Origin of the sequence: Achromobacter xylosoxidans A8 (genome assembly GCF_000165835.1) — a bacterium.
In the GTDB taxonomy this organism is placed as follows: Bacteria; Pseudomonadota; Gammaproteobacteria; order Burkholderiales; family Burkholderiaceae_B; genus Achromobacter; species Achromobacter xylosoxidans_B.
Genome location: NC_014640.1, coordinates 1,352,674 through 1,378,497, shown reverse-complemented (window position 1 = coordinate 1,378,497; position 25,824 = coordinate 1,352,674). Strand labels below are relative to the sequence as shown.

At 65.7% G+C, this 25,824-nt stretch carries 28 protein-coding genes; 13 read left to right on the top strand and 15 right to left on the bottom strand.

Going from position 1 to position 25,824, the window contains the following annotated elements:
• Positions 1–6 precede the first annotated feature (6 nt).
• The 3 genes from AXYL_RS06490 to AXYL_RS06480 all read left to right on the top strand — a co-directional run bounded on the left by AXYL_RS06490 (position 7) and on the right by AXYL_RS06480 (position 3,207).
• Positions 7–1,020, top strand: coding sequence for an ABC transporter ATP-binding protein (locus AXYL_RS06490; RefSeq protein ID WP_013391993.1), 1,014 nt, complete (start codon positions 7–9; stop codon positions 1,018–1,020).
• 12 nt (positions 1,021–1,032) lie between these two features.
• Entirely contained in the window at positions 1,033–2,487 is a 1,455-nt protein-coding gene (locus AXYL_RS06485) for an N-acyl-D-amino-acid deacylase family protein (RefSeq protein ID WP_013391992.1), read from the top strand.
• Between the two features lie 84 nt (positions 2,488–2,571).
• Positions 2,572–3,207, top strand: coding sequence for a helix-turn-helix domain-containing protein (locus tag AXYL_RS06480; protein ID WP_041652551.1), 636 nt, complete (start codon positions 2,572–2,574; stop codon positions 3,205–3,207).
• A 25-nt stretch (positions 3,208–3,232) separates the two neighbouring features.
• Here the strand turns inward: AXYL_RS06480 and AXYL_RS06475 are convergent, their stop codons facing one another.
• The 7 genes from AXYL_RS06475 to AXYL_RS06445 all read right to left on the bottom strand — a co-directional run bounded on the left by AXYL_RS06475 (position 3,233) and on the right by AXYL_RS06445 (position 10,367).
• Positions 3,233–4,372 (bottom strand): CaiB/BaiF CoA transferase family protein, encoded by a 1,140-nt coding sequence (locus tag AXYL_RS06475; RefSeq protein WP_013391990.1) that lies wholly within the window; start codon positions 4,370–4,372, stop codon positions 3,233–3,235.
• Positions 4,369–5,610 (bottom strand): acyl-CoA dehydrogenase family protein, encoded by a 1,242-nt coding sequence (locus AXYL_RS06470; RefSeq protein ID WP_013391989.1) that lies wholly within the window; start codon positions 5,608–5,610, stop codon positions 4,369–4,371. Before AXYL_RS06470 ends, AXYL_RS06475 begins: the two co-directional genes overlap by 4 nt.
• 30 nt (positions 5,611–5,640) lie before the next feature.
• On the bottom strand, positions 5,641–6,597 hold the full coding sequence (locus tag AXYL_RS06465) for a Bug family tripartite tricarboxylate transporter substrate binding protein (protein WP_013391988.1): 957 nt from the start codon (positions 6,595–6,597) through the stop codon (positions 5,641–5,643).
• Positions 6,598–6,658: 61 nt separating this feature from the next.
• Complete coding sequence (locus AXYL_RS06460) at positions 6,659–7,669, bottom strand: NADPH:quinone oxidoreductase family protein (RefSeq protein WP_013391987.1); 1,011 nt, start codon at positions 7,667–7,669, stop codon at positions 6,659–6,661.
• 9 nt (positions 7,670–7,678) lie between these two features.
• On the bottom strand, positions 7,679–8,449 hold the full coding sequence (locus AXYL_RS06455; RefSeq protein WP_013391986.1) for a crotonase/enoyl-CoA hydratase family protein: 771 nt from the start codon (positions 8,447–8,449) through the stop codon (positions 7,679–7,681).
• Positions 8,450–8,544: 95 nt separating this feature from the next.
• Complete coding sequence (locus AXYL_RS06450) at positions 8,545–9,186, bottom strand: TetR family transcriptional regulator (RefSeq protein ID WP_013391985.1); 642 nt, start codon at positions 9,184–9,186, stop codon at positions 8,545–8,547.
• Between the two features lie 41 nt (positions 9,187–9,227).
• Positions 9,228–10,367 (bottom strand): CaiB/BaiF CoA transferase family protein, encoded by a 1,140-nt coding sequence (locus AXYL_RS06445; protein WP_013391984.1) that lies wholly within the window; start codon positions 10,365–10,367, stop codon positions 9,228–9,230.
• A 272-nt stretch (positions 10,368–10,639) separates the two neighbouring features.
• Between AXYL_RS06445 and AXYL_RS06440 the strand changes: the two genes are divergently transcribed.
• Complete coding sequence (locus AXYL_RS06440; protein WP_013391983.1) at positions 10,640–10,819, top strand: hypothetical protein; 180 nt, start codon at positions 10,640–10,642, stop codon at positions 10,817–10,819.
• A gap of 154 nt (positions 10,820–10,973) precedes the next feature.
• Positions 10,974–12,182, top strand: coding sequence for an NAD(P)/FAD-dependent oxidoreductase (locus tag AXYL_RS06435; protein ID WP_013391982.1), 1,209 nt, complete (start codon positions 10,974–10,976; stop codon positions 12,180–12,182).
• A 31-nt stretch (positions 12,183–12,213) separates the two neighbouring features.
• Here AXYL_RS06435 and AXYL_RS06430 read toward each other — a convergent pair whose 3' ends face one another.
• From AXYL_RS06430 to AXYL_RS06405, 6 genes are all read right to left on the bottom strand, one after another.
• Positions 12,214–12,825, bottom strand: a complete 612-nt coding sequence (locus AXYL_RS06430) for a GrpB family protein (RefSeq protein ID WP_013391981.1) — start codon at positions 12,823–12,825, stop codon at positions 12,214–12,216.
• Positions 12,822–13,088, bottom strand: coding sequence for a hypothetical protein (locus AXYL_RS06425; protein WP_013391980.1), 267 nt, complete (start codon positions 13,086–13,088; stop codon positions 12,822–12,824). Before AXYL_RS06425 ends, AXYL_RS06430 begins: the two co-directional genes overlap by 4 nt.
• Before the next feature lie 126 nt (positions 13,089–13,214).
• The gene (argE, locus tag AXYL_RS06420; protein WP_013391979.1) at positions 13,215–14,390 is read right to left on the bottom strand and encodes an acetylornithine deacetylase; all 1,176 of its coding nucleotides are present in this window, start codon (positions 14,388–14,390) and stop codon (positions 13,215–13,217) included.
• A gap of 46 nt (positions 14,391–14,436) precedes the next feature.
• Positions 14,437–15,402 (bottom strand): LysR substrate-binding domain-containing protein, encoded by a 966-nt coding sequence (locus tag AXYL_RS06415; protein WP_013391978.1) that lies wholly within the window; start codon positions 15,400–15,402, stop codon positions 14,437–14,439.
• 176 nt (positions 15,403–15,578) lie between these two features.
• Entirely contained in the window at positions 15,579–16,250 is a 672-nt protein-coding gene (locus AXYL_RS06410; protein ID WP_013391977.1) for a DUF1028 domain-containing protein, read from the bottom strand.
• Between the two features lie 20 nt (positions 16,251–16,270).
• The gene (locus AXYL_RS06405; protein ID WP_013391976.1) at positions 16,271–16,684 is read right to left on the bottom strand and encodes a RidA family protein; all 414 of its coding nucleotides are present in this window, start codon (positions 16,682–16,684) and stop codon (positions 16,271–16,273) included.
• A gap of 373 nt (positions 16,685–17,057) precedes the next feature.
• Between AXYL_RS06405 and AXYL_RS06400 the strand changes: the two genes are divergently transcribed.
• The 8 genes from AXYL_RS06400 (at position 17,058) to AXYL_RS06365 (ending at position 23,794) form a co-directional block, all read left to right on the top strand.
• Positions 17,058–17,855 (top strand): Asp/Glu racemase, encoded by a 798-nt coding sequence (locus AXYL_RS06400; RefSeq protein ID WP_013391975.1) that lies wholly within the window; start codon positions 17,058–17,060, stop codon positions 17,853–17,855.
• 43 nt (positions 17,856–17,898) lie between these two features.
• A complete protein-coding gene (locus AXYL_RS06395; RefSeq protein ID WP_013391974.1) occupies positions 17,899–18,690 on the top strand; it encodes a transporter substrate-binding domain-containing protein in 792 nt (263 codons plus the stop codon).
• An 86-nt stretch (positions 18,691–18,776) separates the two neighbouring features.
• A complete protein-coding gene (locus AXYL_RS06390; RefSeq protein ID WP_013391973.1) occupies positions 18,777–19,490 on the top strand; it encodes an ABC transporter permease in 714 nt (237 codons plus the stop codon).
• Positions 19,480–20,169: an ABC transporter permease gene (locus AXYL_RS06385; RefSeq protein WP_013391972.1), complete on the top strand. Its 690-nt coding sequence runs from the start codon at positions 19,480–19,482 to the stop codon at positions 20,167–20,169. The genes AXYL_RS06390 and AXYL_RS06385 overlap by 11 nt, the downstream gene beginning before the upstream one ends.
• Before the next feature lie 38 nt (positions 20,170–20,207).
• Positions 20,208–20,993, top strand: a complete 786-nt coding sequence (locus AXYL_RS06380) for an amino acid ABC transporter ATP-binding protein (protein ID WP_013391971.1) — start codon at positions 20,208–20,210, stop codon at positions 20,991–20,993.
• Positions 20,994–21,018: 25 nt separating this feature from the next.
• Positions 21,019–22,044: an ABC transporter substrate-binding protein gene (locus AXYL_RS06375; RefSeq protein WP_013391970.1), complete on the top strand. Its 1,026-nt coding sequence runs from the start codon at positions 21,019–21,021 to the stop codon at positions 22,042–22,044.
• 72 nt (positions 22,045–22,116) lie between these two features.
• Positions 22,117–22,971 carry an ABC transporter permease gene (locus AXYL_RS06370; RefSeq protein WP_013391969.1) on the top strand — a complete coding sequence of 285 codons (855 nt, stop codon included), beginning with the start codon at positions 22,117–22,119 and terminating at the stop codon, positions 22,969–22,971.
• A 1-nt stretch (position 22,972) separates the two neighbouring features.
• Positions 22,973–23,794 (top strand): ABC transporter permease, encoded by an 822-nt coding sequence (locus AXYL_RS06365; protein WP_013391968.1) that lies wholly within the window; start codon positions 22,973–22,975, stop codon positions 23,792–23,794.
• Positions 23,795–24,372: 578 nt separating this feature from the next.
• On the opposite strand, the gene AXYL_RS06360 is transcribed toward AXYL_RS06365, so the two are convergent.
• Positions 24,373–25,332: a 2-hydroxyacid dehydrogenase gene (locus tag AXYL_RS06360; protein ID WP_013391967.1), complete on the bottom strand. Its 960-nt coding sequence runs from the start codon at positions 25,330–25,332 to the stop codon at positions 24,373–24,375.
• Between the two features lie 12 nt (positions 25,333–25,344).
• Positions 25,345–25,815 carry a type II 3-dehydroquinate dehydratase gene (locus AXYL_RS06355; protein ID WP_013391966.1) on the bottom strand — a complete coding sequence of 157 codons (471 nt, stop codon included), beginning with the start codon at positions 25,813–25,815 and terminating at the stop codon, positions 25,345–25,347.
• Positions 25,816–25,824: the final 9 nt, after the last annotated feature.

Genomic DNA, 25,824 nt, shown 5'->3' with positions numbered 1-25,824 from the left:
CCCGCCATGAACCTGCACGACATTCCTCTTTCGAGCGCCGTAGCCGCGCCCGCCGCCGAGGCTGCGCCCATGCTGGAAGTCATCGGCTTGAAGAAGCACTACCCCGTGGACAGCGGCAGCGGCGCCAAGGTGCTGCGCGCGGTCGACGGCGTGTCCCTGTCGGTGCCGCGCGGCCAGACGCTGAGCCTGGTGGGCGAATCCGGCTGCGGCAAGTCCACCACCGGCAAATGCCTGATCCGCCTGACCGATCCCACCGAGGGCCGCATCCTGCTGGAAGGCCGCGACCTGGCCGCCATGAACAGCCGCGAACTGCGCGCCATGCGCCAACGCATGCAGTTCATCTTCCAGGATCCGTTCTCGTCGATGAACCCGCGCATGCGGGTACGCGACATCATCGGCGAGCCGCTGCGTGCCTTCGGCCACGGCCGCGCCGCCATCCGCGACCGCGTCGCGCAGCTGCTGGCGCGCGTCAGCCTGCGCCCGGATGCCGCCGACCGCTATCCCCACGAGTTCTCCGGCGGCCAGCGCCAGCGCATCGTTATCGCCCGCGCACTGGCGCTGGACCCGGGCCTGATCGTCTGCGACGAACCGGTGTCGGCGCTGGACGTGTCGGTGCAGGCGCAAGTCATCAACCTGCTGATGGACCTGCAACGCGACCTGGGGCTGACCTACGTGTTCATTTCGCACGACCTGAGCGTGGTGCGGCACATCAGCCACCGTGTCGCCGTGATGTACCTGGGCAAGATCGTCGAGACCGGCACGCGCGAAGCCATCTTCGAACGCCCCGCCCACCCCTATACCCGCGCCCTGCTGGCCGCGGTGCCATCGGCCCGCCAGGGCGAACGCAAGCCCGTGGAAGTCCTCAAGGGCGAGATCCCCAGCCCGCTGTCGCCGCCCTCGGGTTGCGCCTTCCGCACCCGCTGCCCGCTGGCGCAGCCACGCTGCGCCGAAGAGACGCCGCAACCCCGCCAGATCGCCCCCGAACAGCAGGTCGCCTGCCATTTCGCCATCCACGCCTAGCCGGAGATACCCATGTCCCAGACCGACGCCACCCCGTTCGACTACATCCTTGCCGGCGGCACCGTCATCGACGGCACCAACTCGCCGGGCCGGCTTGCCGACGTAGGCGTGCGCGGCGACCGGATCGCCGCCGTCGGCAACCTGAGCACCAGCAGCACCCGCCGCCGCATCGACGTGGCGGGCAAAGTGGTGTCGCCGGGCTTCATCGACTCGCACACGCACGACGACAACTATCTGCTCAGGCATCGTGACATGACGCCCAAGATCTCGCAGGGCGTCACCACCGTGGTCACCGGCAACTGCGGCATCAGCCTGGCGCCGTTGGCGCACGCCAGCCCGCCCGCGCCGCTGGACCTGCTGGACGAGGGCGGCTCGTTCCGCTTCGGGCGCTTCTCCGACTACCTGGAAGCCTTGCGCACCACGCCGGCGGCCGTCAACGCCGCCTGCATGGTGGGCCATTCCACCCTGCGCGCCGCCGTCATGCCCGACCTGAAGCGGGAAGCCACGGCCGAAGAGATCCAGGCCATGCAAGCGCTGGCCGACGACGCTTTGGCCAGTGGCGCGATAGGCATCTCCACCGGCGCGTTCTACCCGCCCGCCGCCCATGCCAGCACCGAGGAAATCATCGAGGTCTGCCGCCCGCTGGGCACGCATGGCGGCGTCTACGCCACCCACATGCGCGATGAAGGCGAGCACATCGTGGAGGCGCTGGAAGAAACCTTCCGCATCGGCCGCGAACTGGACGTGCCGGTCGTGATTTCGCACCACAAGGTCATGGGTAAGCCCAACTTCGGCCGCTCCAAAGAGACGCTGGCCCTGATCGAGGCCGCCATGGCCAGCCAGGACGTGTCGCTGGACGCCTATCCCTACGTGGCCGGCTCCACCATGCTCAAGCAGGACCGCGTGCTGCTGGCGGGCCGCACGCTGATTACCTGGTGCAAGCCTTATCCCGAGCTGAGCGGACGCGACCTGGAAGAAATCGCCGCCGAACGCGGCAAGTCCAAGTACGACGTGGTGCCGGAGCTGCAACCCGCCGGCGCCATCTACTTCATGATGGACGAACCCGACGTGCAGCGCATCCTGGCGTTCGGCCCCACCATGATCGGGTCCGACGGCCTGCCCCACGACGAACGCCCCCACCCGCGCCTGTGGGGCACCTTCCCCCGCGTGCTTGGGCACTACTCGCGCGACCTGGGCCTGTTCCCGCTGGAGACCGCGGTTTGGAAGATGACCGGCCTGACCGCCGCCAAGTTCGGCCTGGCCGAGCGCGGCCAGGTGCAGCCCGGCTACTACGCCGACCTGGTGGTCTTCGACCCCGCCACCGTGGCCGACTCGGCCACCTTCGAGCGCCCCACCGAGCGCGCCGCGGGCATCCACTCGGTCTACGTCAACGGCGCGCCCGTCTGGGAGGACCAGTCCTTCACCGGCCAGCACGCCGGCCGCGTCCTCAACCGGACGGCAGCCTGAGCCCCGCCAGCCCTTACAATCCGGCATACGCGGCGGGGCTTGCGGGCCCTGCCCCCAACCAACTCCTACCTGCCAGATCGCTACATGGCCCTACCCGGCACTACATCCCCGCCCGAGATCGTGGGCAAGGAAGAAATGGGCGCTCGCCTGCGGGCCGAGCGCAAGGCGCGCAAGATGACCTTGCAGGCGCTGTCCCGCGCCAGCGGCATCGCGGTGTCGACGCTGTCGAAAGCAGAGCTCGGGCAGATCGCCCTGAGCTACGAGAAATTCGCCGCGCTGGCGGGCGCGCTGGGCATAGACATGACCCGCATGTTCATGCTGCCGGACGCCTCGCAGGCCGCCGTCGCCCCCACCTTCGTCAAGAACAAGCTCAGCGACGCCCGCGACTACGTCACCGAGAACTACCACTACCGCCTGCTGATGGGCGAGTACCCCGGCAAGAAGATGACGCCCATGCTGGCGCTCATCGACTCGCGCAAGGTGGTCGAGTTCGAGGACTACATCCGGCATCCGGGCCAGGAATTCGCGGTGGTGCTGTCGGGCAAGGTCCGCATCCAGTTCGAGAACGGCGACAGCGTCGTGCTGGGCAAGCTGGAGACCGCCTACTTCGACAGCAGCATCGGCCATGTGTACCTGTCGATGAGCAGGAAGCCCGCGGAAGTGCTGGCGGTCTGCAGCGACGTGGGCGAGGTGCCGTCGCGGCTGAAGCCGCCCGAATGATCCGTGATTTAGCGCTGCGCGGCCCCTAGCCCAGCAGTTCGGCGCTGTGCTCGCCCAGCCCGGGCGCGGCGCCGGCGGACGCTCTGGGGCTCGCCGAAAACCGCAGCGGCGTGGCCGCGCAAAGCAGCGCCCCTTCCGTCGGGTGCTCGACGGTCTCGAAGAAGCCTACGTCAGCCAGATGCGGATCGCGCAGCAAGTCGTCCAGATTGTTGGCCGGTCCCGCAGGAATGTCGTGCGCCAGGAACAGCGCCAGCCATTCCGCCGCGTCGCGTTCCAGCAGGCTGCGGCTGACTTCCTCGTACAAGGGTTCGGCGTGGCGGATGCGGTCCCCCATGGTCAGGAACCGCGGGTCGGCGGCCAAATCAGGCCGATCCAGCAAGGCGAACAGGCGCTGCCACTGCGCGTCCGTGTTGGCGACCAGGCAGACATGGCCCTCGCGGGTCTTCAAGGGCCGGTGGTAGCGACTGAAGACCCGCTCATAGCCGCGCGGCGCGGCCGCCGTCTCCGAGCCGCTGAAGATGCTGTCGGCCAGATGTTCGACCAGATTGAAAGAGGCCATGGTTTCGAACATGGGAACCTCCACCTGCTGCCCTTTCCCGCTGGCGGCTCGCGCCACCAGCGCCGACGCGATGGCGCCCGCCAGATAGACGCCGCAGAGCTTGTCGGTGAACAGCATCGGAATGAAGCCCGGCTCGCCATACATCCTGGCATGCAGGCCGGCCACGCCGCTCATGCCCTGGATCACGTCGTCATACGCAGGGCGCTCGGCGTAGCGGCCGTCCTGGTGAAAACCGAGAGCCACGGCATAGACCAGCCGCGGATGGCGCTGCGCCAGGCTGTTGTAGTCTATGCCCAGGCGCCTGGCGGCCGCGGGCCGCATGTTGTGCACGAAGACGTCGGCGCTGGCCAGCAATGTGTCCAGCCGCGCCACATCGGCGGCATTTTTCAGGTCCAGGACCACGCTGCGCTTGCCGCGGTTCAGGTTCAGGAAGAACGATCCCATCCTGGCGTTGCGCGACTTGCCGACCATGCGCATCGGGTCGCCCTGCGGCGGCTCGACCTTGATCACATCGGCGCCCATGTCGGCAAGCAACTGGGTCGCCATCGGTCCAAACACGAAGTTACTGGCGTCTATGACGCGCATACCGGACAAAGGGCCTGTCATGCTCGTTCCTGGTTAGGGGTTGCCCTGTTCGGGCCTGGAGTGGATGGGAGGGCTGCCGCCGGCGCGGACCGCTCGCGCGCCTCGCGCAACAGATCGCGTCCAATGATCAGATGCTGGACCTCGGTCGCGCCTTCGTAGATGCGCAGCGCCCGCACGTCGCGGTACAACTGCTCTATGATGTGCCCGGTCCGCACGCCCAACCCGCCATGCATCTGCAAGGCGGCATCCACCACCTGCTGCGCATGCTCGGTGGCGGCCAGCTTTGCCATGGCCGCATCGCGCGACGAACCCTGCCCCGCATCGCGGGCCCAGGCGGCGCGATAGACCAGCAGCGCCGAGGCGTCGGTCTGGGTTGCCATCTGGCTCAACCTGGCCTGGGTCAGCTGGAAATCGGCCAGCGTCTTGCCGAACATCTCGCGTTGCAGCGCATGCTGCGTGGCCTCTTGCAGCGCCCGGCGCGAAAAGCCCAGCGCCGCCGCGCCCACCGAGGTCCGGAAGATATCCAGCGTGCGCATCGCGAGCTTGAAGCCCTGCCCCGGCTCGCCCAGCGATTGCCCGCCCGCGACACGGCAGGCGGTGAACTTCAGGGTGGCCAGCGGATGCGGGGATAGGACGTCGATGCGCTCCGCGATCTCCAGTCCCGGCGTATCCGCGTCCACGATGAAAGCCGATATCCCCTTGGCGCCGGCGCTGCGCGGATCGCGCGCAAAGACGACGTAATGGTCGGCGATGCCGCCGTTGGAAATCCAGGTTTTCTCGCCGTCCAGGACATAGGCGTCGCCATCCTGCCTGGCCGCGCACGACAAGGCGCCCACGTCGGAACCCGCCTGCGCCTCCGACAGCGCGAACGCCGCAATGCGGCGACCTGCCCGGGCGGGAGCCAGATACCGTTGCCGCTGCGCGGGCGTACCGTCCAGCGCAATGGCGGCCGAACCCAGGCCCTGCATCGCGAACGCGAAGTCGAACAGCGCCCCATGTTGCGCCAGCCGGTCGCGCAGCAGGCAGACCGCGCGCGTGTCGATGCGGGCGCTGGCGTCGAACGGGTCGGGCACGGCGTGAGCCAGCAGGCCCGCCTGGCCCATGCCGGCCACCAGGCGCCGGCATTGCTCGTCCATCTCCGCCCGGCTTTGCGGTGCGGTCCAGGCGGGCCTTGCCTCCAGCCAGGCGTCGGCCTGCCGCAGCAGGTCCCGATGCCGGGGCTCGAAGAACGGCCACGCGAGCGTAGCTTGCATGTTCATGGAGAAGCGTCCTGTCGTGTGGGCTGGGCGCTATTGCTTGGGGATGTTGGCGCTCTGGGCCGTGGCAATCTCAAGCTCGATCTCTTTCCTCTGGAACTTGGCCAGCGCGGCTGCGTCGCCAATGAAGGAGATGAAATTGCTCTGCGCCAGGAAGGCTTGCGTCTTGGGATCGGCGTAGATCTCCAGCAGCGCGTCCTGCAGGGTCTTCACGACCGGCGCGGGCGTCTTGGCCGGCGCGAACATGGCCCACCACGCCACCTTGAAGAAGTCCTTGTAGCCCAGTTCCTGCAAGGTAGGCACGTCCGGCGCGCTGGCCAATCGCTTATCGGTCGTCACGGCCAGCAAGCGCAGCTTGCCCGCCTGCACCAGGGCCTGCGCGCCGCTGTACTCAGCGATCACGAAGTCAACTTGCTTGCCCGCCAGATCATTCAAGGCCGGCCCCGCGCCCTTGTAGGAAATGCCGTTGGCGCTGGCCTGCGCCAGCGACAGGAACCATTCGCTGGCAATCTGGTAGGTGGCGCTGCCCGCCCCGTAGTTCAGCTTCTTCGGGTCCTTCCTGGCGGCCGCCACCAGGTCCGCGACCGTCTTGTAGGGCGAATCCTGGTAAACATAAAAGCCCATGGGCGCCTGCGCCAGCACCGCCACCGGCGCCAGGTCGACCAAGGGGTCATAGGGCAGCTTGGCGAACGCCGCGACGTTGGTCGCCACGGGCGCATTGGCCGCCAGCAGCAGCGTGTAGCCATCGGGCGCCGCCGACACGACGGCCTGGGTCGCGATAATGCCGCTCGCGCCTGGGCGGTTCTCGGCGATCACGGGCTGGCCCAGCTTGGCCTCCAACTGGCGCGCGGTGTAGCGCGCCAGCGTATCGGTACCCGTGCCGGGGGGATACGGGACGATCAGCCGGATCGGCTTGTCTGGAAATGCATGGCTGATCTGGGCGCCCAGCGCCAGCACGGCGCCTGCGAGCAAGGTGGTCAATCGCTTCATGTCTCCAACTCCTTTGTGTGCTCTGTTGTCTTTTGGAATTGCGGGCGCCAGCGTTTCGCGGTCAGGAAGATGACTGCGGATGCAAGGCGACCCGTCCGATGACCTCGCGGGAGGCCAGCGCGGCCAATGCTGCCGCGTATGCCTCCAACGGGTAGGTCTGCTGGGTGTAGGGTTTCAGCGCCCCTTCGACGACCCAATCGAACATCGTGGCGAAGGCGGCGCGCACCGCCGCCCTGCGCTCGGGCGGGACGGGCACCCTGCCCCAGCCCATGTAGTAGCCCCAATAGATGCCGATCGCGGTGGCGTTCTTGACCAGCAGGATGTTGGCGGGAATCTGCGGAATGTCGCCGCCAGCGAATCCCATCGGAATCAAGCGCCCTTCAGGCGCGACACAACGCAACGACTCCTCGAACACCTTGCCGCCCACCGGATCGAAGATCACATCGGCGCCGCGCCCATCGGTCAGGGCCAGCACCGCGTCGCGGAAGCCGCCTTCCCGGTAGTTGTGCCCGTGGTCGGCGCCGTGCGCCCGCGCCGCGTCGAGCTTGGCCTGGGTGCTGGCGCACGCGATCACGCGCGCGCCCAGCCGCTTGGCGATCTCGATGGCCGCCAGCCCGCTGCCGCCGCTGGCCCCGTGCACCAGCACCGTCTCGCCCGGCTGCAGATGCGCGCGCCAGCGCAGCGCGCCATAGGCCGTGGCGTAGATGGTTGGAAACTGTACGGCGCTATCGAAATCCACCCCGTCGGGCAGAGCGAATGTCGTGTCGACCGGCGCCACCACTTCGCTGGCAAAGCCGCCCGATTGCACGCCGGCCACCACCCGGTCGCCCGGACGGAACAGCGTCACGCCCGCGGCGCATTCCCGCACGATGCCCGCCACCTCGGTGCCTGGCGTCAGGGGTAGCGGCGGCCGGTTCTGGTGCTTGCCCTGCAACACCAGCAGGTTGGCGAAGCTCACGCCGCAGGAATGCACTTCGATGCGCACGCTGTCCGCCGGCAAAGGCGGCGCGGCGCAGGTCTCGACGCTGACTTGGCTGGGATCGTCCAGCCCGCGGCAGATGACGGCTCGCATGGTTCTCTCCTAATCGGCTTCGGGCAAGGCGCCATGACGCCCCGCACCCTGCTCGAAACGTTGCGCGCCAGCGCGCGCCTCCAGTTTTCGCGCGGCGGCGGCGTAGGCCATCTCCGCAGCCACCGCATCCCGCTCGGACAAGGCGATCTGGGCATAGGCCGATTGCCGGTCCGAGCGCATCGCGATCTGCGGGAATTGCGCCATCTGACGTGCCAACGCCTCGGCCTCGGCACGCGCTTGTCCGTCCGGCACCACTCGGTTGACCAGCCCGAAGCGCTCGGCTTCCGGAGCCAGCACAATACGGGCGGTCAGCAACATGTCCAGGGCGCGGCTCATGCCTATCAGGCGTGGCAGCCGCACGGTCGTGCCATCGCTCATCGGCACGCCCCAACGGCGCGACAGGACGGCGAACGAGGCGCTTTCCTCCGCGACGCGCAGATCGCACCACAGCGCCACGCCCAACCCGCCCGCGCAGGCATGTCCCGCCACCGCCGCGATGACGGGCTTGGACAGCGGCGCATGCAAAGGGCCGTCCGGGCTGCCTGCCCAGGGCTCGTAGTCGGTGCCTCCCGCCAATTCCTTCAGATCAGCGCCTGAACAGAAGGCGCCGCCGGCGCCGCACAGCACGGCCACCCGGGCCTGTTCGTCCGCATCGAATTCGCGCAGCGCTCGCGCCAGTTCGGAGGCCGCCTCGCGATCCAACGCATTGCGCACCTCGGGCCGGTTGATGATTACCGTGGTCACAAAACCGGCGCGTTCCACCAGGATTTTCGGAGCCATGAATCGCTGTCGTCCTGTAGTTTGAATAATACCAAGCAGTATTAAAATGATTAGAAAAAAAGCCGCGCGGAACGGTCCGTTCGCGCGGCCCGGCTTTACTGCGGATGCGGCAACAAGGCGCTGACCGCAAAGCCGGCCAGTTCGCTGGCAACGCGCTCGCGGTCCTTGGCGGTTTCGTTCTTGCGCGGGTGATACCAGCGCGAAGTCCAGTTCAAAGCCCCCAGCAGCGGCTTGACCAGCAGCTTGGCGTCCATGGCGCGGAAATCGCCGCACTGCACGCCTTCCTCGATTACACGCATATACAAGGCTTCATTCGCCGCCCGCAACTTGAGGATTTCCTCCAGTTCGGCACGTTCGGACGCGGTGGTGCGCCCCGTCAGATGCAGTTCCAACCCTTGCGCCGCGACGCGCAGGTAGGCCAGATGCTCCATCATCAGCACGGTATGGTCATGCGCCATCTTCCGCAGCTTGACGGCCGGCCGTTCGGCCGACAGCGCATGCGGCTCGATCGCTTCGCGGGTCAGTTCCATCGCGCGCCGCTGCACGGCGAAGAACAGCGCCGATTTATTGCGGTAGTAGTAATAGATGATGCCTTTGGTCGCGCCGTAGGCCACGCTGATGTCGTCCAGCGACGCCGCTGAAAAGCCCAGGTTCATGAACACGGACGCGGCCGCATCGAGAATGGCGAGCCGCTTCTCGATCCCTTCCGTGCTGTCTATCAGGCTGGGCCGTCCCATAATGTCCTTGCTGTGGCGGAAATAAACGCGAAATTCTACCCTCAGGCCTGCCGGCCGGCGCCCGCGAACTCATCGCGGACCGCCTGCGTATGGGCGCCTATGGCGGGCACTTCGCCCAAGCGGCGCGGCTCGCCCCGGATCTGGACTGGCGGCGCCACGATGGACGCCACCCCGTGCGCGGTGCGCACCTCCGAGCGGCGCAGGTGCGGATGCGCCGACAATTCCTTGACGCCGTTGACTGACGCATAGGCAATCTTCGCCAGCGTCAGACGCCGCCGCAATTCCTCCAGCGCCACCGTACTCAGCACAGCTTCGATTGCGGCTTTCAATTCCTCGGCATGCAGCACGCGGTCGCGATTGCTGCGGTAGCGCTCGTCGTCGACCCATTCGGGCTTCAGCAGCACATCGCAAGCGAAGCGGCGCCATTCGCCGTCGTTCTGCACGCCGATCAGGAGCGACTGGCCGCCCTGGCAGGCGAAGGCGCCATAGGGAGCGATGGTCGGATGTCCGAGGCCTACGCGCGGCCACACCGTGCCGGCGTAGTCGTAGTGCAGCAGGGGCACGGTCATCCAGTCGGCCATGGCGTCGAACAGCGACACGTGCAGGGCGCTGCCCTGCCCTGTCCGCTCGCGCTGCAGCAGCGCCTCCAGGATGGCCGCGTGCGCATACATGCCGGTGCCGATATCGCAGGCGGATATGCCCACCCTGCCCGGGGCCTCCGGCGTGCCAGTCACCGACGCGATGCCCGATTCGGCCTGCACCAGCAGGTCGTAGGCGCGCATCTCCGCATAGGGGCCCGACTCGCCGTAACCCGTGATGTCGCAGGTAATCAGCCGGGGATTGGCGGCCCGCATTTCCTTCCAGCCGAAGCCGGCGCGTTCCGCCGCGCCCGGGCCCAGGTTCTGGATCAGCACGTCAGCCTGCAAGATCAGCGTGCGCAGCAGCGCCAGATCCTCAGGCTGCGAGAAATCGAGAACGATTGATTCCTTGCCCCGATTGAGCCAGACGAAATATGTGCTGTCGCCCATGACCGCCCCGTCATAGCCGCGCGCGAAATCGCCGGCCGCGCGTTCGATCTTGATGACGCGCGCGCCGGCATCAGCCAGCCGCGACGAGGCATACGGCGCTGCAGCTGCCTGCTCCACAGCGATCACCAGCAGACCTTCCAGGGGCAATGCCATTTTTGTCTCCGATCCAGCATTCGTTTTTTTAATGCTACCGCGTAGTATTAGAACTGACAAGCCCCGGCTCCGGCCGCGCCTGGAACGTGGCGGAGCATTGGCATATGGCTGTCACACTCGCGGGCGATACTGCCGTTCGGATATCCGCCAGCCCGCCTGACTTCCAGGACCGCGCCGGATATTCATATAAAAGGTAATTCGTTGGCCGCCGCCCCTGGCCGCCTTACGATAGCTGGCATCGACTGGGCCTGGCGCCCGCAGGAATGCTCCACATGCAACGCTTGATATCCCCCATCCTTACCCGCCGTCCGGTGCTGCTGGCCGGTCCGCTCAGCGCGCGCCGCTATGACGCCGTGGTTTCCCTCAACGCCCACCGCGAAGCCCGCAGGCTGCGCGAATCGGCCCAGCGCATCCTGGCTGTTTCCGCCCGCTACATGTTCCCGGGCGCTTGATCCTGTCCCCAAAAACCGCGCCGAACGCCACGGCCTGATCCTTCCCCAAGACACGCAACGCCCGCCTCCGCCTTCATGCAGCCCTTCCCGCCGCCACCTGCGGTAGGATTGCCGATTCGGCCCGAAACCGGGCCAGGCAGAACAGGAGTCATGCATGGAGAAGGTGGTAATCGTGGGCGGCGGCCACGCGGCGGCGCAATTGTGCGCCAGCCTGATAGAAGGCGGCTTTCCCGGCAGCCTGACGCTGGTGTGCGAAGAGGCCTCGCTGCCCTACCACCGGCCGCCGCTCTCCAAGACCTACATCAAGGATCCGGAAGCTCCGATCCAGCTGCTGCGCGCCGAGGCGGTCTACGCCGACGCCGGCGTGCAAGTCCTGCTGGCGGACCCCGCGGTCGGCATCGACCGCGACGCGCGCCGGCTGACGCTGGCTTCAGGCAAGCAACTCGACTATGACGCACTGGTGCTGGCCACCGGCACGCGCGCGCGGCGCCTGCCGGACGTCCCCGACGAACTGCAGAATCTGATCTACCTGCGCAACGCCGACGACGCCGCGCGCCTGCGCGCCGCGATCGCGGATGCGCCTTCGGTCACGGTCGTGGGCGGTGGTTTCATCGGCCTGGAAATCGCCGCCACGGCCGGTGCCCTGGGCCGCCCGGTCACCGTCTTCGAATCCGCGCCGCGCCTGCTGGCGCGCTCCGTATCGCCCGAAGCCTCGGAACACGTCGCCCGCGTGCTGCACGATTCCGGCGTCGACCTGCGCCTATCCTCCGACCTGCAACACATCCGCACGGAAAACGGCCGCGTGCGCAGCGTCGTGGTCAATGACGTGGAACATCCCGTGGACCTGCTGGTCGCCGGCATCGGCGCCGTGCCCGAGATCACGCTGGCGCAAGCCGCTGGCCTGGACTGCCTGAACGGCATCGTGGTCGACGGACTGATGCAGACCTCGGCGCCGGGCATCTACGCCATCGGCGACTGCACGTCCTTTCCGTATGCACGTTGGGGCAAGACCCTGCGGCTGGAATCGGTGCAGAACGCCAACGACCAGGCCCGCACCCTGGCCGGCGTCCTGCTCGGCACGAAGACGCCATATCACGCCCTGCCCTGGTTCTGGTCCGATCAAGGCGCTTTGCGCCTGCAGATCGCCGGCCTGGCGCCGCCGGATACCGAACGCGTCCTGCGTCCGGGCGCCAAGCCCGGCAGCTTCTCGATTCTGCACTTCGCCGACGGCCATCTGGTCTGCGTCGAATCGATCAACGCGCCGATGGACCACCTGGCCGCGCGCAAGTTGCTGGAACTGGGGCTGAACCCGCCCCGTGACGTGCTGGCCGACCCGGCCGTACCACTCAAGAGCCACTACTGAAGCGGACAGGGATGATCCGGGCCGCCGCGCCTCAGATGAAGCCGGCGGCGCGGAACATGCGCTCGTAGATCTGGCGCAGGACCGCCTCCTTGCGCTTGTTGTACTCCATGACCTGCATCACCCCGGCCGCCGCCTCGCGCTTGGCCTGGGCGTACAGATCGCGGTCGGCATCATGCTGGCGCAGCCAGTCGCGGAACATCCGGTGCCGGATGTTCTCGGGGCAATCCGGACCAAACACGTGCAGGTTCACGCGCGGAGCGGCCAACTGCAGCACGCGGTGCTGGTGCCAGGACGGCTCCCGCAAGACCAGCAGGTAACCCGCCGCCTCCAGGGCGGGGACATAAGCGTCCTCCTGCACGGGGTCGGCTACCGTCAGATCGATATCTATCACCGGCTTGGCCGGCAGGCCCGGCACCGCCGTCGAACCCATATGCTCGACCGCCAGCGCGACCGGTCCCAATGCCTCGCGCACCTGCGACTCAAGCCGGCCATAGCGGACCGGCCAATCAGGGTCATAGGGTACGACCGCGACCAGTTCCGGCGCAGGCTTGCCCCGAACCCAGGGATCCTCGTCCGGGTCCGCGTCGTAGTGCCGCATGATTTCTTCGGGCGTGGGCGCGCGCCGGTTTTCTGCCAGCTTCAATTGCCGAAAGCGCGGCGCAGGCGCTCCAGTTCGGCGATGTTCAGGCGCTTGGCTTCCGCTTCGGCGTAGTTGCGTTCGCCTGATTCGTACGCGCCTTTATAGATGCACTTGCTGCGCTTCGCACACTCGCCTTCGGCGCGGGCGGTGGAGGAATACGATTTGGAACCTTGATCCGACGTCTTGGGACCGCTCGAAGAGCAGCCGGCCATCAGCGCAGCCGCAAAAATCGCCACACCCCAGCGGCTCAACATTTGAATGGACATTTCCTGGCCCTACAGAAAAGCTGTAGCCGACTTTATAGCAGGCTCTTGAATTCAGGGTTCCACGGGCAATTGCTTCGAAACGTTGCCGGCCGCCAGGTGCGAGCCGCGTCGTGATTTGTAAGCGGATCAAATCGCCAGATACTGCGTCAACTTCTCCAGCATGGCGTCGCAGGCCTCCAGCTGCGAAAGCTCGACGTACTCATCGGCCTTGTGCGCCACCTCGATGCTGCCAGGCCCACAGATCAGCACCGAAGTTTGCGCCCATAGCTGCTGGAACAGCCCGCCTTCGGTGCCGAAGGCGGCCTTGGTGAGCGGCGTGTCTGGCGGCAGCCATGAGGCCAGCAGCGCGACGGCCGCCGAATCGTCCGCCGTGGCAAGGCCAGGATAGCTGTTGACCAGCTCGATCCGAGGCGGGGCGGCATCCGCCCGCGCGCCCGCGGCGCGCATTTTCGCCCTGGTCAACTCCAGCACCCGCGCCAGGATCAGGTTCGGGTCATCCTGCGCGACGTTGCGGATCTCGAAATTGACTTCGCATTCCGCCGGCACGATGTTGAGCGCCGTGCCGCCCTTGATGGTGCCTGCATGCACCGTCGTGTACGGCACGTCATAGCCGGCTTCGCGCGGACCGTGTTCGGCAAGGTCCTGCTGCACGTCGCGCAGCGCGCCGATCAGATCGCTGGCCGTATGGATGGCATTGACGAAAAACGGCGCCAGCCCGGAGTGGCCCGCCTGGCCGCAGCACAGGGCCCGATAGGCCGCCTTGCCTTTGTTGCCGGTGCCGATCTTCATCAGCGTGGGCTCGCCCACCACGCAGAGCAGCGGAGCCGGCTTCATGTGTTCCAGCGCGCGCAGCAGATGGCGCACCCCCACGCAGCCGATTTCCTCATCGAACGACAGCGCCAGATGCAAGGGCCGCGCAAGAGGCTGATGGGCCGCGCGGATCATGGCCATCACGGCGCAGGCCACGAAGCCCTTCATATCCGCGCTGCCCCGCCCATAGATGCGCCCATCGCGCACGGTCGCCTCGAAAGGCGGCGAGGTCCAGGGCTGGCCTGCCACGGGGACCACGTCGGTGTGGCCGGAGAGCAGGATGCCGGGTACATCCAAGGGGCCGACGGACGCGAACAGATTGCTCCGCCGGGCGTCCTGCGGGTCCGCCGCCAGCGTGGACGCGATGCCGGCCTGCGCCAGCAGCTCCCGCACGCGCTCGATCAGTTCGATATTGGGCGTCAACGTGACGGATTGAAACGCGAGCAGCTCGCGCAATAGGTCTGGACTGTTGTCGGGGGTCGGTGTGCTCATGGCATGGACCTGCAGGAGGCGGGCGGCGCACGAGCGCGCCGCCGGTTCATTTGCTTTCAGGAGGCACGTAAGGGTCGAAGAAACTGCCTTCGCTCATGCCTGGAATGTACTGATCGGAGATATAGGCGCGGCAGCGCTGCATGAACACCTCCGTCAGGCGCGACGGCTTCATCGGCTTGTAAGTGGTGAGGCCCAGCAGCATGGGGCGGTGTTCACCCACCAGGCGCAGCCGCACCAGCCGCTTGCCATCCAGCGCTTGCGTGGACTTCGGCCGCACGTTGAATAAGGCATAGCCGATTCCGTTGGCGACCATGGACCGCACCACTTCCTCCGAGCGTGAGCGCGCCACGATGTTCGGCTCCAGGCCGAACTTCGCGAATAGCGACATGAAGTAGTCGCGGCTCAAGGGCAGGTCCAGCAACACCATGGGCAAGCGGGCCAGCTCTTCCAGCGTCACCGCGATCTGCTGCGACAGCGGATGCAGTTCGCTGACCACCACATGCGGCGGCAGGCGCGCCAGCGCCTCGAACGATATTTCGTCGCCCAGCCTCAGGTCGTAACTCAGCGCAACGTCGATCTCCAGCGAGTGCAGCTTGTCGATCAGCAACTGCTGGTCGCCTTCGGTCATGTGCAACTCGACTTTGGCGAATGCCCGCGAAAAGCCGAAGATCACCTCGGGCGCGATCATGGCCGTGAGCGACTGGAAGCAGCCCACGCGCAAGGTGCCCTGGATGGTATTGCTGGAGACCGACGCGATCTTGTAGAGACGCGACGCGCGCTCGAGCAGGTCTTCGCATTCGCTCATGACCTGCTGGCCGAGCACCGTCAGGGCCAGGCCCTTGGACGGATGCCGCACGAACAACTGCACGTCCAGCTCGGTTTCGACATGCGCGATGGCGGCCGAAATCGAAGGCGCCGAGATGTGGATCTGGCTGGATGCCGCGGCGATACTGCCATGCTTGGCCGTGGCAACGAAGTACTCCATCTGGCGCAGCGAAATGCGATTGAGCATAGTCCGAAGTGAGAAAACTGGAGCAGGCTGGAGGGAGGTGGCGTTCCGCCTTGCGGGCCGCCACCGTGGCCCGGCGCTGGCATCAGCCGCACCGAGCAAAAGTGTATCCACTATGCCCGGATAAGGGGGCATGGCGCTCCTCGGGTTTTCTCGCACTAGCCGGCTGGCGCAAGCGGTCACAGATTGCCTGGCACGCCGAAACTCGGCGCGGCGCGCGGGTCCCTGGCGCGGGTGATGTAATCCTGGATCTGCGGCTCGTAGACCTTCCAGGCCTCGTAAAGCGTTTCGACTGGACATTGCTCCACCCAGTCCATGCGCAGGTCGACAATGGGCCAGTCCAGGTCCGCCACCACCAGCAGCCCGGCCGAATGCACCGGCCCCTCTTCGCCGCCAGCAGCCTGGCCCGCCAACATGGCCTGCATCAGGCGCTCGGCCAGCGAGCCCGACGCTTGCTCGAATGCCGCCAGCATGGCAGCGGGCACATCCAGCGACGCCAGCATATTGCCGGCGCACGCGGCGTGCTCGCCCTGCGCACTGGCCAGCCGGCCCAACGCGTTCGCGCCCGTGAAGATGGCCGGCGCCTGCGTGGCGTCGATCGCCATCAATTGCCGGTAGCTGATAAAGGGGCGTTCGGCCAGGGCTTGCAAGGCGCGCTGGGGCGAGTGGCCCTGGCCCATTGCATCAAGGATGAGCGGCCCCAGGGCGGGATCGGTGATGTTCTGGCTGACCGCCGCGCCCACTCCCGCTCGCGCGCGGATGCAGCGCGCCGCGACCGCGGGCGAAGAGGACGAAACGGCCGCGCCGAATTGGCCGGTGGCCGGACAGCGGGCAATGATGGAGAAAGTCATGACCTGGGCCTCCTGTGGCGTCAATCCGGAATAACGGCAGTCGCGTCGATTTCCACCAGCCATTCGGGACGCGCCAGCGCCGATACCACGATGCCGGTGGATACCGGGAACACGCCCTTGAGCCATTTTCCAACCACGCGATAGACCTCCTCGCGATAACGGGGGTCGATGATGTAGATCGTGATCTTGCAGATGTCCTGCAGTTCGCCGCCGGCCTCCTTGAGCAACATGTCGATGTTCTTCATCGCCTGCTCGGTCTGGCCTGCGGCATCGCCGATGCAGACGCTCTCGGACGTGTCCAGGTTCTGGCCGATCTGCCCGCGCAAGAAGACAGTGCTGCCGCGCGCGACGACGGCCTGGCACAGATCGTTGTCGAGTTTCTGTTCGGGGTAGGTCGCCTTGGTATTGAAGGTGCGTATGCGCTTATGCTTCATGGCTCGTATCAGTATTAGGGTTTATCCGGAGACCCCACGCCTGCCTGGCTAACAGCATGGCCCAAGGCCTTGACCTGCCCGCTGATGGTCTGCCCAAGCGGGGCCGCAGCCTATTTGTTTTTTCTGGTGTCCCGTCTCGGAAATCCTGACGCGGGCGACGCTCGCGACGATGAGCCTCACCATGCCTTCGGGGGCCTCACCAGGCCATCAGGAAAATCTATTCATGCCAACGGAAAAGGCGACTTGGTCCCTCGGATCGTCTCTCTCATTATTGGCTTTCGCTGGCGCGGCCGGTGCGGCAGTCGCGGCGATGCCCGGCCCCGGATCGATGACCGACGCCATCTGAAGCAACCTCACCTTACAGAGGATCCGGATGAACACCGCCTCAACTCCCGCGCAAGCCGCCTATCCCCGATTCCGCTACGACGGTTCTGGCGACCTTGCCCGCATCGGGCTGATCTACATCGCCTCCAGCGTCGTGATGGAAGAAGAAATGTGGGCCATGTCCGCCCGCGGCGTGTCCACCCATACGGCGCGCATCAAGCTGCCCAAGGTCACCGTGCAGGGCATCGAGGAGATGATGAACGCCCCCGAGCTCGAACAGGCCGCTCGCCTGGCCGGCGCCGCCCCGATCGACGTGCTGCTGTTCGGCGGGACCAGCGCCTCCTTTCTGCATGGCACGGCCTACGACCAGGCTCTGATCCAGAAGCTGCGGCAATGGGTGCCGGGGCCGATGATCACCACGGCCTCCACCGCCACGCTCGCAGCGTTGAAGAAGGTCAAGGCCGGCAAGGTTGCGCTGGCCACGCCCTACCTCCCGGAGATCCACGAACGCGCCATCCGCTTCCTGCAGGAAAACGGCCACGAGGTCGTCAAGAGCGCCTGCCTCGGCATCTCGGATGACCACGCGCTGGCCGAAGTATCGCTGGAGAAAGTCTACGACCACGTGCTCTCGGTCGACCACCCCGACGCGACGGCCATCTTCGTCTCGTGCACCAACTTCAGGACCGTCGGGGCCATCGAGGCGCTGGAGCAGAAGCTCGGCAAGCCGGTGATCTCGGCCATCCAGGCCTCGTTCTGGCACTGCCTGGATCTCACCGGCGCGGCAGGCGCCAAGCCCGGCTACGGGTCACTGTTCAACGCCAACCTGTCCAGGGACAACACGATGTAAGCACTTCGCCGAAGTGCATGACCAATAAACAAGGGGAATAAAAATGCATCTTCAAAAAACCATCACGGTGCTGACGCTCGCGGGCGCCTCGCTGTTCGCCCTGGCGCCCGCCCAGGCCGAGAAACTGGTGCTGGGCAACGAGGGGAGCTATCCGCCGTTCAGCATGGTCGACCCCTCGGGCCGCCTGACGGGCTTCGAACCCGATCTGGCGCGCGAGATGTGCAAGCGGATGAAAGCCGATTGCGAAATCGTGGTGATGGACTTCAAGGCCCTGATCCCGGCGCTGCTGCAGAAGAAGCTGGATGCCGTGGTCAGCCAGACCAAACCGTTGCCGGAGCGCAAGGAAAAAGTGCTGTTCGGACGTCCGGTGCTGTTCAACCCGGACTCCTATGTGGTGCCAGAAGCGAAGAACTACACCTTCACGCCTGAAGGCCTCAAAGGTGTGCGCATCGGCCTGCAACGCGGATCGGCGCAAGCCAAGTACGTGGGCGAGACATTCGGCAACGCGGTGCAGATCGTGTTCTACGACAACCCCGACCAGATCCGGCTCGACCTGGCCAATGGCCGGCTGGATATGAGTCTCGGCCCCAAGATCAGCTGGACCAACGAGTTCCTGTCCAAGCCCCAGGGCAAGGGCTGGAAATTCGCCGGCGGCGACCTGTGGACCGGCGGCGGCGAAGCCGGCTCGAGCTGGATCGCCCGCAAGGACAGCGGCGAACTGCTCAACCGCATGAGCGCCACGGTCGACGCCATCATCAAGGACTGCACCTTCACCAAGCTGCGCAAACCCTACATGGAAGTGGAGCTCCTGCCCGAAGAGGCGGCCTGCCGCTAGCCGGATCCGCGCACACCGCCAGGGCCTCCGGCGTCAGACCGCCGGGGCCTGGGCGGAATTCTTCATACGCTTGCAAGGACTGCCTCATGCCTTCGATGGGTTTCGTGCAGCAACTCGCGACCGGCGCGCTGATGACGATCCAGGTCGCCGTCTGCGCCTATCTGCTGGCGCTCGCGATCGGAACGTTCTTTGCCCTGATCACGCTGCGGCCAACACTGCTGGCCAGGATCATCTGGATTCCGTACGCCTCCATCTTCACGGGCGTGCCCTCGCTGCTGGTCGGCTTCCTGTTCTACTACGGCGGCTCGGAGATTGTCGCCAGCCTGCTCGCGCCGTTCGGCGTCGGCCAGCGTGTCGAGATCACGCCCTTCATGGCCGCGGTGGCGGCGCTGGGCATGGTCTACGGCGCCTACCTGGCCGACCTGATACGCAGCGCGATCCAGAACGTGCCCCACGGACAGTTCGAAGCCGCACGGGTGCTGCTGGTGCCGCGCACCACCATCTGGCTGAAGGTGATCCTGCCGCAGATGCTGCGCCTGGCCCTGCCCGGCATGACCAATATGTGGATCGTCGTGCTCAAGGACACCGCCCTCATCTCCTTGATCGGCCTGAAGGAAATCATGGCCTACGCCAAGCTCGCGTCCGGCGTGACCAAGGAACCCTTCGTCTACTACCTGCTCGCCGCCGCCTTCTTCCTCACGATGACCTGGCTCACCTATTACGTGGCCCGCCGCGTCGAAACATGGGCGGCGCGCGGCTTCCATCCCGTCGTGACCAAGGGAGCCTCGCATGCACTTTGACTTCCAGGTAGCCTGGGACAGCTTGCCCAAATTGCTGGCTGGCGCCGGCACCACATTCGCCGTGCTGCTGCCTGTGCTGGTCATCGGCCTGCTGCTGGCGCTGCCGGTCGCCCTGGCGAGCTTCCGGCCAGGCCCGCGCGCCCTCTTCGCCAGCAGCTACATCGGCTTCTTCCGCGGCGTGCCCAGCCTGGTGCTGCTGTATCTGATCTACAGCGGACTGCCCCAGTTCTCCATTGTGCGCGACACCTTTCTTTGGAACGTCTTTTCCAACGCCTATGTCTGCGCCTGGCTGGGCCTGGCGCTGACCCACTCGGGCTTCATGGCCGAGATCATCCGTGGCGGGCTGGCGGCGATTCCCAAGGGCACCATCGAAGCCGCGCAGACACTGGGCCTGAAGCCTGCGCAAATCCTGTTCCGCCTGCGCATCCCCCTCGTCGCGCGCTACGTGCTGCGCGCCTATCAGAATGAGTTGCTGATCATGGTGAAGAGCACGGCGGCCGTCAGCGCCATCACGCTGGTCGACCTTACCGCGGCCGCCAACACCGTATTCGACTATACCTATGACCCGTTCACGCCCTTGATCACGGCGGCGGCCATTTATTGGTGCATCACCAACAGCATACGTCTTGGGTTCTCGATCGCGGATCGCAGGCTGAACCGCTATCTCGTCAGAATCTGAACCGCCCCGGCCGACCGTCCACCAGAGCGCGAATCATCATGACTGCCATCCTGTCCAGCATCACGCCGTCTTACTCCTCCGCCCTTGCCGACTGCGCGCCCGCGGTATCCATCTCGGGAGTGAACAAGTTCTACGGCGCCTTCCACGCCCTGCGGGATATCCACCTCGAGGTGTCCAATGGCGAAATCGTCATTCTTTGCGGGCCTTCCGGATCCGGGAAGTCATCGCTCATCCGCTGCATCAACCATCTGGAGCAGCATGACTCCGGCGACATCCACGTCAATGGCACCGCGCTGACCCGCCACCCCCAGGACGTGGAAAAAGTCCGGCGCCAACTGGGCATGGTGTTCCAGAACTTCAATCTTTTTCCGCACATGACGGTGCTGGCCAATTGCACCTTCGCGCTGAAGGTCGCCTTGAAGATGTCCACGCCCGAGGCCGAACAGACGGCACGCGAGTACCTCGCCAAGGTCAATGTGATCGAACAGGCCGACAAGTATCCGATCCAGCTTTCTGGCGGACAGCAGCAGCGCGTGGCCATCGCCCGCGCCCTTTGCCTGCGTCCGCGCATCATGCTTTTCGACGAACCGACATCGGCGCTCGATCCAGAATCGGTCGGCTCCGTGCTGCGCATCATGGAGGACCTGGCGCAGACCGGGATCACCATGATCTGCGTCACCCACGAGATCGGCTTCGCCCGCAAAGTCGCTGACCGCTGCGTCTTCATGGAGCGGGGCGAAATCATCGAGACGGCGCCCGCCGAACAGTTCTTTGCCTCGCCCAGGAGCGAGCGCCTGAGGAATTTCCTGGAGCAGGTTTTGTAGTCGGCCACATAGACAAGGGGTTGTCATGATCAAAAGACTCATTTGCGCGGGCATGCTTGCCGGCGCGGCTCTCGCCGGCACGGCGCAAGCGCAGGATGCCCTGGTGGTAAGCACCTGGGGCGGAAGCTTCCGCGATCTCATCGACGAGAGCATCGGCAAGGAGTTCACACGGCAGACCGGCGTGCCGGTGAAGTACATCACGGGCGGCACCATAGACCGCCTGAACAAAGCCAAACTCGCCACCAAGCCGGAAAGCGACATCACCTTCACCACGTCGCACATCGGCTGGCTTTATGTCAATGCCGGCCTGTACGAGAAGCTCGACCTGAGCAAGATTCCCAATTACTCGCACCTGGTCGACCGGGCCAGGATCAGCCCGTACCACATCGGCAGCTGGGCGTATGTGTACACCATCGGCTATCGCCCCGACCTGATTCCACCCGGCATCACCTTCAACAGCTGGAACGACCTCTGGAATCCGGCTCTGAAAAACAAGCTGTCGGCGCCGGATTTCGACCCCAGCCACATCATCGACATTTCAGCCTTGCTCTCTGGCGGCGACGCCCGCACTTGGGAAAAAGGCCAGGACAAGCTCAAGGCCCTGAAACCCAACTTCAAGGCCTTCTACACCAACGACGCCAACAGCCAGCAACTGATCGCCGCCGGCGAGACACCGGTGCAGATCGTGCTGTCCATGAATGCGTACTACATGATCGGCCAAGGCGTGCCGATCAAGGTGGCGATGCCCAAGGAAGGCGCGGTGCTGGGCGTGGACACCATGGCCATCATGAAAGGCAGCGCCAAAACCGACCTCGCCTACAAGTTCATGAACATCGCCCTGTCGCCAGAGGTGCAGGCCAAGATCGTGGCCGCCAAGAAAGCCAGCCCGGTGGTCGACGACGCCAAGGTCTCGCCCGAAGACGCCGCGCTGCCGGGCGTATTCACGACCAAGCAGCAATGGGATACCCAAGCCATCGTCATCGACGACAAGCTGCGCGCCGAGAAGACCGCCGAGTGGCGCAAGTGGTTCACCGAGAACATCATGAACTGATTGCCGGACGCCGCGGCCTCACGGTCCGCGGCCTCCCCCTCGTTCTCACCGTACACGATGGATGGGTACACCATGGATGCGCGTTCCACACTGAGGGGATGGCTGATCTCCCCGGCAAGCTTCATCGCGCTGTGCATCTGCGTCGCCATGGCGGCCGTGCTGCAGTACAGCTTGCGCACCTTCATTCCCGGCTCCTTGGATGTCGGCGGCCTGACGCTGAATAACTTCTCGGGCCTGGGGAAGCAGATCTATCTCGACGCCTTTACCAACACCCTGCGCCTGAGCGTCGAAACCACGGTCTGCTCCCTGCTCGTGGCCTATCCGCTGGCGTACGCCCTGGTCAGGGTACGCAACCGCTATATCAAGTCTTTCATCCTGATCGTTTCCATCACGCCGCTCTTCCTGGGCGAGATCGTGCGCACCTATTCCTGGATCATCGTGCTGGGCAGCACCGGATTCATCAATTCGATGCTGCTCAAGCTGGGCATGATAGACACGCCGCTGACGCTGATGTTCAGCCACCTCGGCGTGCTGGTGGCGCTGGTGCATGTCACCATCCCCGTGGTCGTGTTGATGCTGGCCACCGCCATCTCGCACATCGACCGCGATTACGAAAAGGCCGCCGAAAGCCTGGGCGCGGGGCCGGTGCGCACCTTCCTGACCATTACCCTGCCGCTGTCCATGCCAGGCATCCTGGCCAGCATCACTACGTCCTTCGCCTGGACCTTCAGCGCCTTCGCCACGCCGCAGATGATAGGCGGGGGCCGCGTGCCGACCGTCTCCACGCTGGTCTACCAGTTGGGATTCTCATCCATGAACTTTCCCTTGGCGGCCAGCCTGAGCGTCATGGGCCTGGGCCTGACGGCGATCTCGCTAATGCTGCTCGGCCGCGTCACGCGCCGCCTCAAGGCCATCGGAGGACACTGACATGAGTATCCGCAAATCCCTGCCCCTGTGGCTGCGAGTCGGGGCGCCCGTCCTGATCACGCTCATCCTTGCCTTCGTGCTGCTGCCGGTCGTGGTTGTGGTGCTGGCCTCGTTCAATGACAAGGCCTTGCTCACCTTTCCGCCGCAGGCCTGGTCCTGGCGCTGGTTCGAGCGCGTGTTCACCTACTCCGATTTCCGTGACGGCTTTCACGCCAGCATGGTAGTTACGCTCTGGTCATCGGTGCTGGCGCTGATCATCGGGACCGGCCTGGCGATCGCGGTAAAGCGCATGGCGTTCCCCGGCAAGAACATCCTGCAAGCCATCCTGCTTTCGCCGCTGGTGATTCCGCATTTCACGGTGGGGCTGGGCCTGCTGATCCTGGCGGCGCAGCTGAACGTGGACCGCGGCTACGGCATTGTGATCCTGTGCCACGTCATGCTCGTCCTGCCTTTCGTGCTGCGCAGCGTCTATGTTTCGATGGAGAACCTGGATGAGCGCCTGGAGCAGAGCGCCGCCAGCCTGGGCGCCTCGCCGGTGCGGGTGCTGTTCACGATCACGGTGCCCTTGCTGGCGCCCGGTCTGTTCGGCGGGTGGCTGTTCGCGGCCATCATGTCGTTCAGCGAGTTCACCGCGTCGCTGTTCGTGACCACCCAGAACACGCAGACCCTGCCGGTGACCATGTACAACTATGTGCGCGAGTTCGCCGATCCGACCCTGGCCGCGCTGTCGGTGGTGTACATCGTGGTGACCGCCACCCTGTTGATCTTCGCCAATCGATTCCTGGGGCTGGGCAGGATCCTCAATATCGAGGACAACCACTAGATAGTTCTGGGTGGAATGTTGCCGATTGGCTTTGTGAGGTCAGGTTCTTGGGCCGCCGGCGTCCGGACTGCGGGATTCCGATGCTCGCCCCGGTGGGGCTGCGCTTCGGATCCCTCCGCCCGGCCACCGGCTCACGGCATCTACCCATGAACGGGTTCCAAAACCAACGCATTAGGCGCCTACCAGCCGAGGACCCCGGAGCCATCCGAAGCGCAGCCCCACTGGGGCGAGCATCGGAATGGCGCAGGGCAGCCTCGGCGGCTTAAGAACCCTGACATCCGCAAGCTCGAAGCCCTATCGCCCCTGCACTTCGATTTTGGGAGGCAGCGCTCTTGAGCCGCCGCCGTCCGGACTGCGGGATTCCGATGCTCGCCCCAGTGGGGCTGCGCTTCGGATCCCTCCGCCCGGCCACCGGCTCACGGCATCTGCCCATGAACAAGATCCAAAACCAACGCATTGGGCGACTGCCAGCCGAGGACCCCGGAGCCATCCGAAGCGCAGCCCCACCGGGGCGAGCATCGGAATGGCGCAGGGCAGCCTCGGCGGCTAAAGAACCCTGACCTCCGCAAGGCCCAACCTTAATAGCCGCGCGCGGGATCGACGCGATTGGCGGGCTCCAGGCCCTGGCTGACGCGCAGTATGTTGTCGGCAATCTGTCCGGCGGCCGATGCTGGAATGGCCACCGAAGCCAGGTGCGGCGTGATCAGCACGTTGTCCATCGCCCAGAGCGGGTCGCCAGCTGGCAGGGGCTCGCGCTCGAACACGTCCAGCGTCGCGCCGCCCAGATGACCGCTGCGCAGCAGATCGGTCAAGGCGGCCTGGTCCACCAGCGCGCCCCGGGCCACATTGATCAGGGCCGCTCCGCGGGGCAGACGCTGCAAGCGCTCGCGATCCAGCAGGCCGCGAGTCTGCGGCGTCAGCGGAAGCATCACCACCAGTATGTCGGCGCGCGACAGCACCGTGTCCAGCGATTCCATGCCGCTGTGGCACTCGATGCCCTCGATGTTGCGTGGACTGCGCGACCAGCCCAGCACCGTCAGCCCCTGGCGGCGCAGCTCCTGCGCCGCGCAGGCGCCCAGCTCGCCCAGGCCCAGCACCGCCACGCGCACGTCCTCGGGCGAACGCGGATGGCGGTAGGCCCACTCGCCCCGGCGCTGCGCCGCTTCGAAATATGGAATGTCGCGCGCATAGCGCAACGCGGCGAACAGCACATAGCCCGCCATCATGCGCGCCATATTGGGATCGGTGATGCGGGTGATGGGCACGCCGGCCGGCAGGTCCTCGCGGCCCACCAGCGAATCCACGCCCGCGCCCAGATTCACGATAAGGCGCAGGTTCTTCATACGATCGAAGAAGCCCTGCGGCGCCTTCCAGGCCAGCGCGTAATGGATGCTGGCCGGATCATGCGCTTCGCTGCCATGCACCATGCGCAGGTCCGGCAGGCGCGCCTGCATGGCGTCGCGCCAGGCCGTGTAGTCGTCGAATTCGCTGTAGAAGATCATGGCGCCCGACACGGTGGGGCGGGAGGATGCATGCATGGGCGGTCTACCTCAGGTACTGCGGTTTATCAGGCGGGACATGGCCTCGATGGCCAGTTCATAGCCATCGCCGCCCAGCCCCGCGATGACGCCATCGGCGGCCTTGGAAATATACGAATGATGGCGGAAGGCCTCGCGCCGCCAGATATTGCTCATGTGGACCTCGATGATCCTGCCCGGGAAGGATAGCAAGGCATCGAGGATGGGCACCGATGAATAGGTCAGGCCGGCCGCGTTGATGATGACGCCCTGCGCGCTGCCGCGGGCTTCCTGTATCCAGTCGACCAGCTGGCCTTCGTGGTTGGACTGGACGAAGTTCAGCTGGATGCCCAACGAGGCAGCCTTGCTTTCGCAGCGTTGCTGCAACACGGGAAAGCTGTCCGAACCGTAGGTCTTGTTGGCATCCAGTCCGTAGAGATTGGCGTTCGGCCCGTTGAGGAACCAGACGGTGGAGGATGATGGGGTCGCGCTCGGCGTCGTCATGGCGGCTGT

Bases quoted from the DNA above. Each gene is read 5' to 3' on its own strand.
- AXYL_RS06490 (WP_013391993.1), top strand. From the start codon at position 7: ATGAACCTGCACGACATTCCTCTTTCGAGCGCCGTAGCCGCGCCCGCC.
- AXYL_RS06485 (WP_013391992.1), top strand. From the start codon at position 1,033: ATGTCCCAGACCGACGCCACCCCGTTCGACTACATCCTTGCCGGCGGC.
- AXYL_RS06480 (WP_041652551.1), top strand. From the start codon at position 2,572: ATGGCCCTACCCGGCACTACATCCCCGCCCGAGATCGTGGGCAAGGAA.
- AXYL_RS06475 (WP_013391990.1), bottom strand. From the start codon at position 4,372: ATGACAGGCCCTTTGTCCGGTATGCGCGTCATAGACGCCAGTAACTTC.
- AXYL_RS06470 (WP_013391989.1), bottom strand. From the start codon at position 5,610: ATGAACATGCAAGCTACGCTCGCGTGGCCGTTCTTCGAGCCCCGGCAT.
- AXYL_RS06465 (WP_013391988.1), bottom strand. From the start codon at position 6,597: ATGAAGCGATTGACCACCTTGCTCGCAGGCGCCGTGCTGGCGCTGGGC.
- AXYL_RS06460 (WP_013391987.1), bottom strand. From the start codon at position 7,669: ATGCGAGCCGTCATCTGCCGCGGGCTGGACGATCCCAGCCAAGTCAGC.
- AXYL_RS06455 (WP_013391986.1), bottom strand. From the start codon at position 8,449: ATGGCTCCGAAAATCCTGGTGGAACGCGCCGGTTTTGTGACCACGGTA.
- AXYL_RS06450 (WP_013391985.1), bottom strand. From the start codon at position 9,186: ATGGGACGGCCCAGCCTGATAGACAGCACGGAAGGGATCGAGAAGCGG.
- AXYL_RS06445 (WP_013391984.1), bottom strand. From the start codon at position 10,367: ATGGCATTGCCCCTGGAAGGTCTGCTGGTGATCGCTGTGGAGCAGGCA.
- AXYL_RS06440 (WP_013391983.1), top strand. From the start codon at position 10,640: ATGCAACGCTTGATATCCCCCATCCTTACCCGCCGTCCGGTGCTGCTG.
- AXYL_RS06435 (WP_013391982.1), top strand. From the start codon at position 10,974: ATGGAGAAGGTGGTAATCGTGGGCGGCGGCCACGCGGCGGCGCAATTG.
- AXYL_RS06425 (WP_013391980.1), bottom strand. From the start codon at position 13,088: ATGTCCATTCAAATGTTGAGCCGCTGGGGTGTGGCGATTTTTGCGGCT.
- argE (WP_013391979.1), bottom strand. From the start codon at position 14,390: ATGAGCACACCGACCCCCGACAACAGTCCAGACCTATTGCGCGAGCTG.
- AXYL_RS06415 (WP_013391978.1), bottom strand. From the start codon at position 15,402: ATGCTCAATCGCATTTCGCTGCGCCAGATGGAGTACTTCGTTGCCACG.
- AXYL_RS06410 (WP_013391977.1), bottom strand. From the start codon at position 16,250: ATGACTTTCTCCATCATTGCCCGCTGTCCGGCCACCGGCCAATTCGGC.
- AXYL_RS06405 (WP_013391976.1), bottom strand. From the start codon at position 16,684: ATGAAGCATAAGCGCATACGCACCTTCAATACCAAGGCGACCTACCCC.
- AXYL_RS06400 (WP_013391975.1), top strand. From the start codon at position 17,058: ATGAACACCGCCTCAACTCCCGCGCAAGCCGCCTATCCCCGATTCCGC.
- AXYL_RS06395 (WP_013391974.1), top strand. From the start codon at position 17,899: ATGCATCTTCAAAAAACCATCACGGTGCTGACGCTCGCGGGCGCCTCG.
- AXYL_RS06390 (WP_013391973.1), top strand. From the start codon at position 18,777: ATGCCTTCGATGGGTTTCGTGCAGCAACTCGCGACCGGCGCGCTGATG.
- AXYL_RS06385 (WP_013391972.1), top strand. From the start codon at position 19,480: ATGCACTTTGACTTCCAGGTAGCCTGGGACAGCTTGCCCAAATTGCTG.
- AXYL_RS06380 (WP_013391971.1), top strand. From the start codon at position 20,208: ATGACTGCCATCCTGTCCAGCATCACGCCGTCTTACTCCTCCGCCCTT.
- AXYL_RS06375 (WP_013391970.1), top strand. From the start codon at position 21,019: ATGATCAAAAGACTCATTTGCGCGGGCATGCTTGCCGGCGCGGCTCTC.
- AXYL_RS06370 (WP_013391969.1), top strand. From the start codon at position 22,117: ATGGATGCGCGTTCCACACTGAGGGGATGGCTGATCTCCCCGGCAAGC.
- AXYL_RS06365 (WP_013391968.1), top strand. From the start codon at position 22,973: ATGAGTATCCGCAAATCCCTGCCCCTGTGGCTGCGAGTCGGGGCGCCC.
- AXYL_RS06360 (WP_013391967.1), bottom strand. From the start codon at position 25,332: ATGCATGCATCCTCCCGCCCCACCGTGTCGGGCGCCATGATCTTCTAC.
- AXYL_RS06355 (WP_013391966.1), bottom strand. From the start codon at position 25,815: ATGACGACGCCGAGCGCGACCCCATCATCCTCCACCGTCTGGTTCCTC.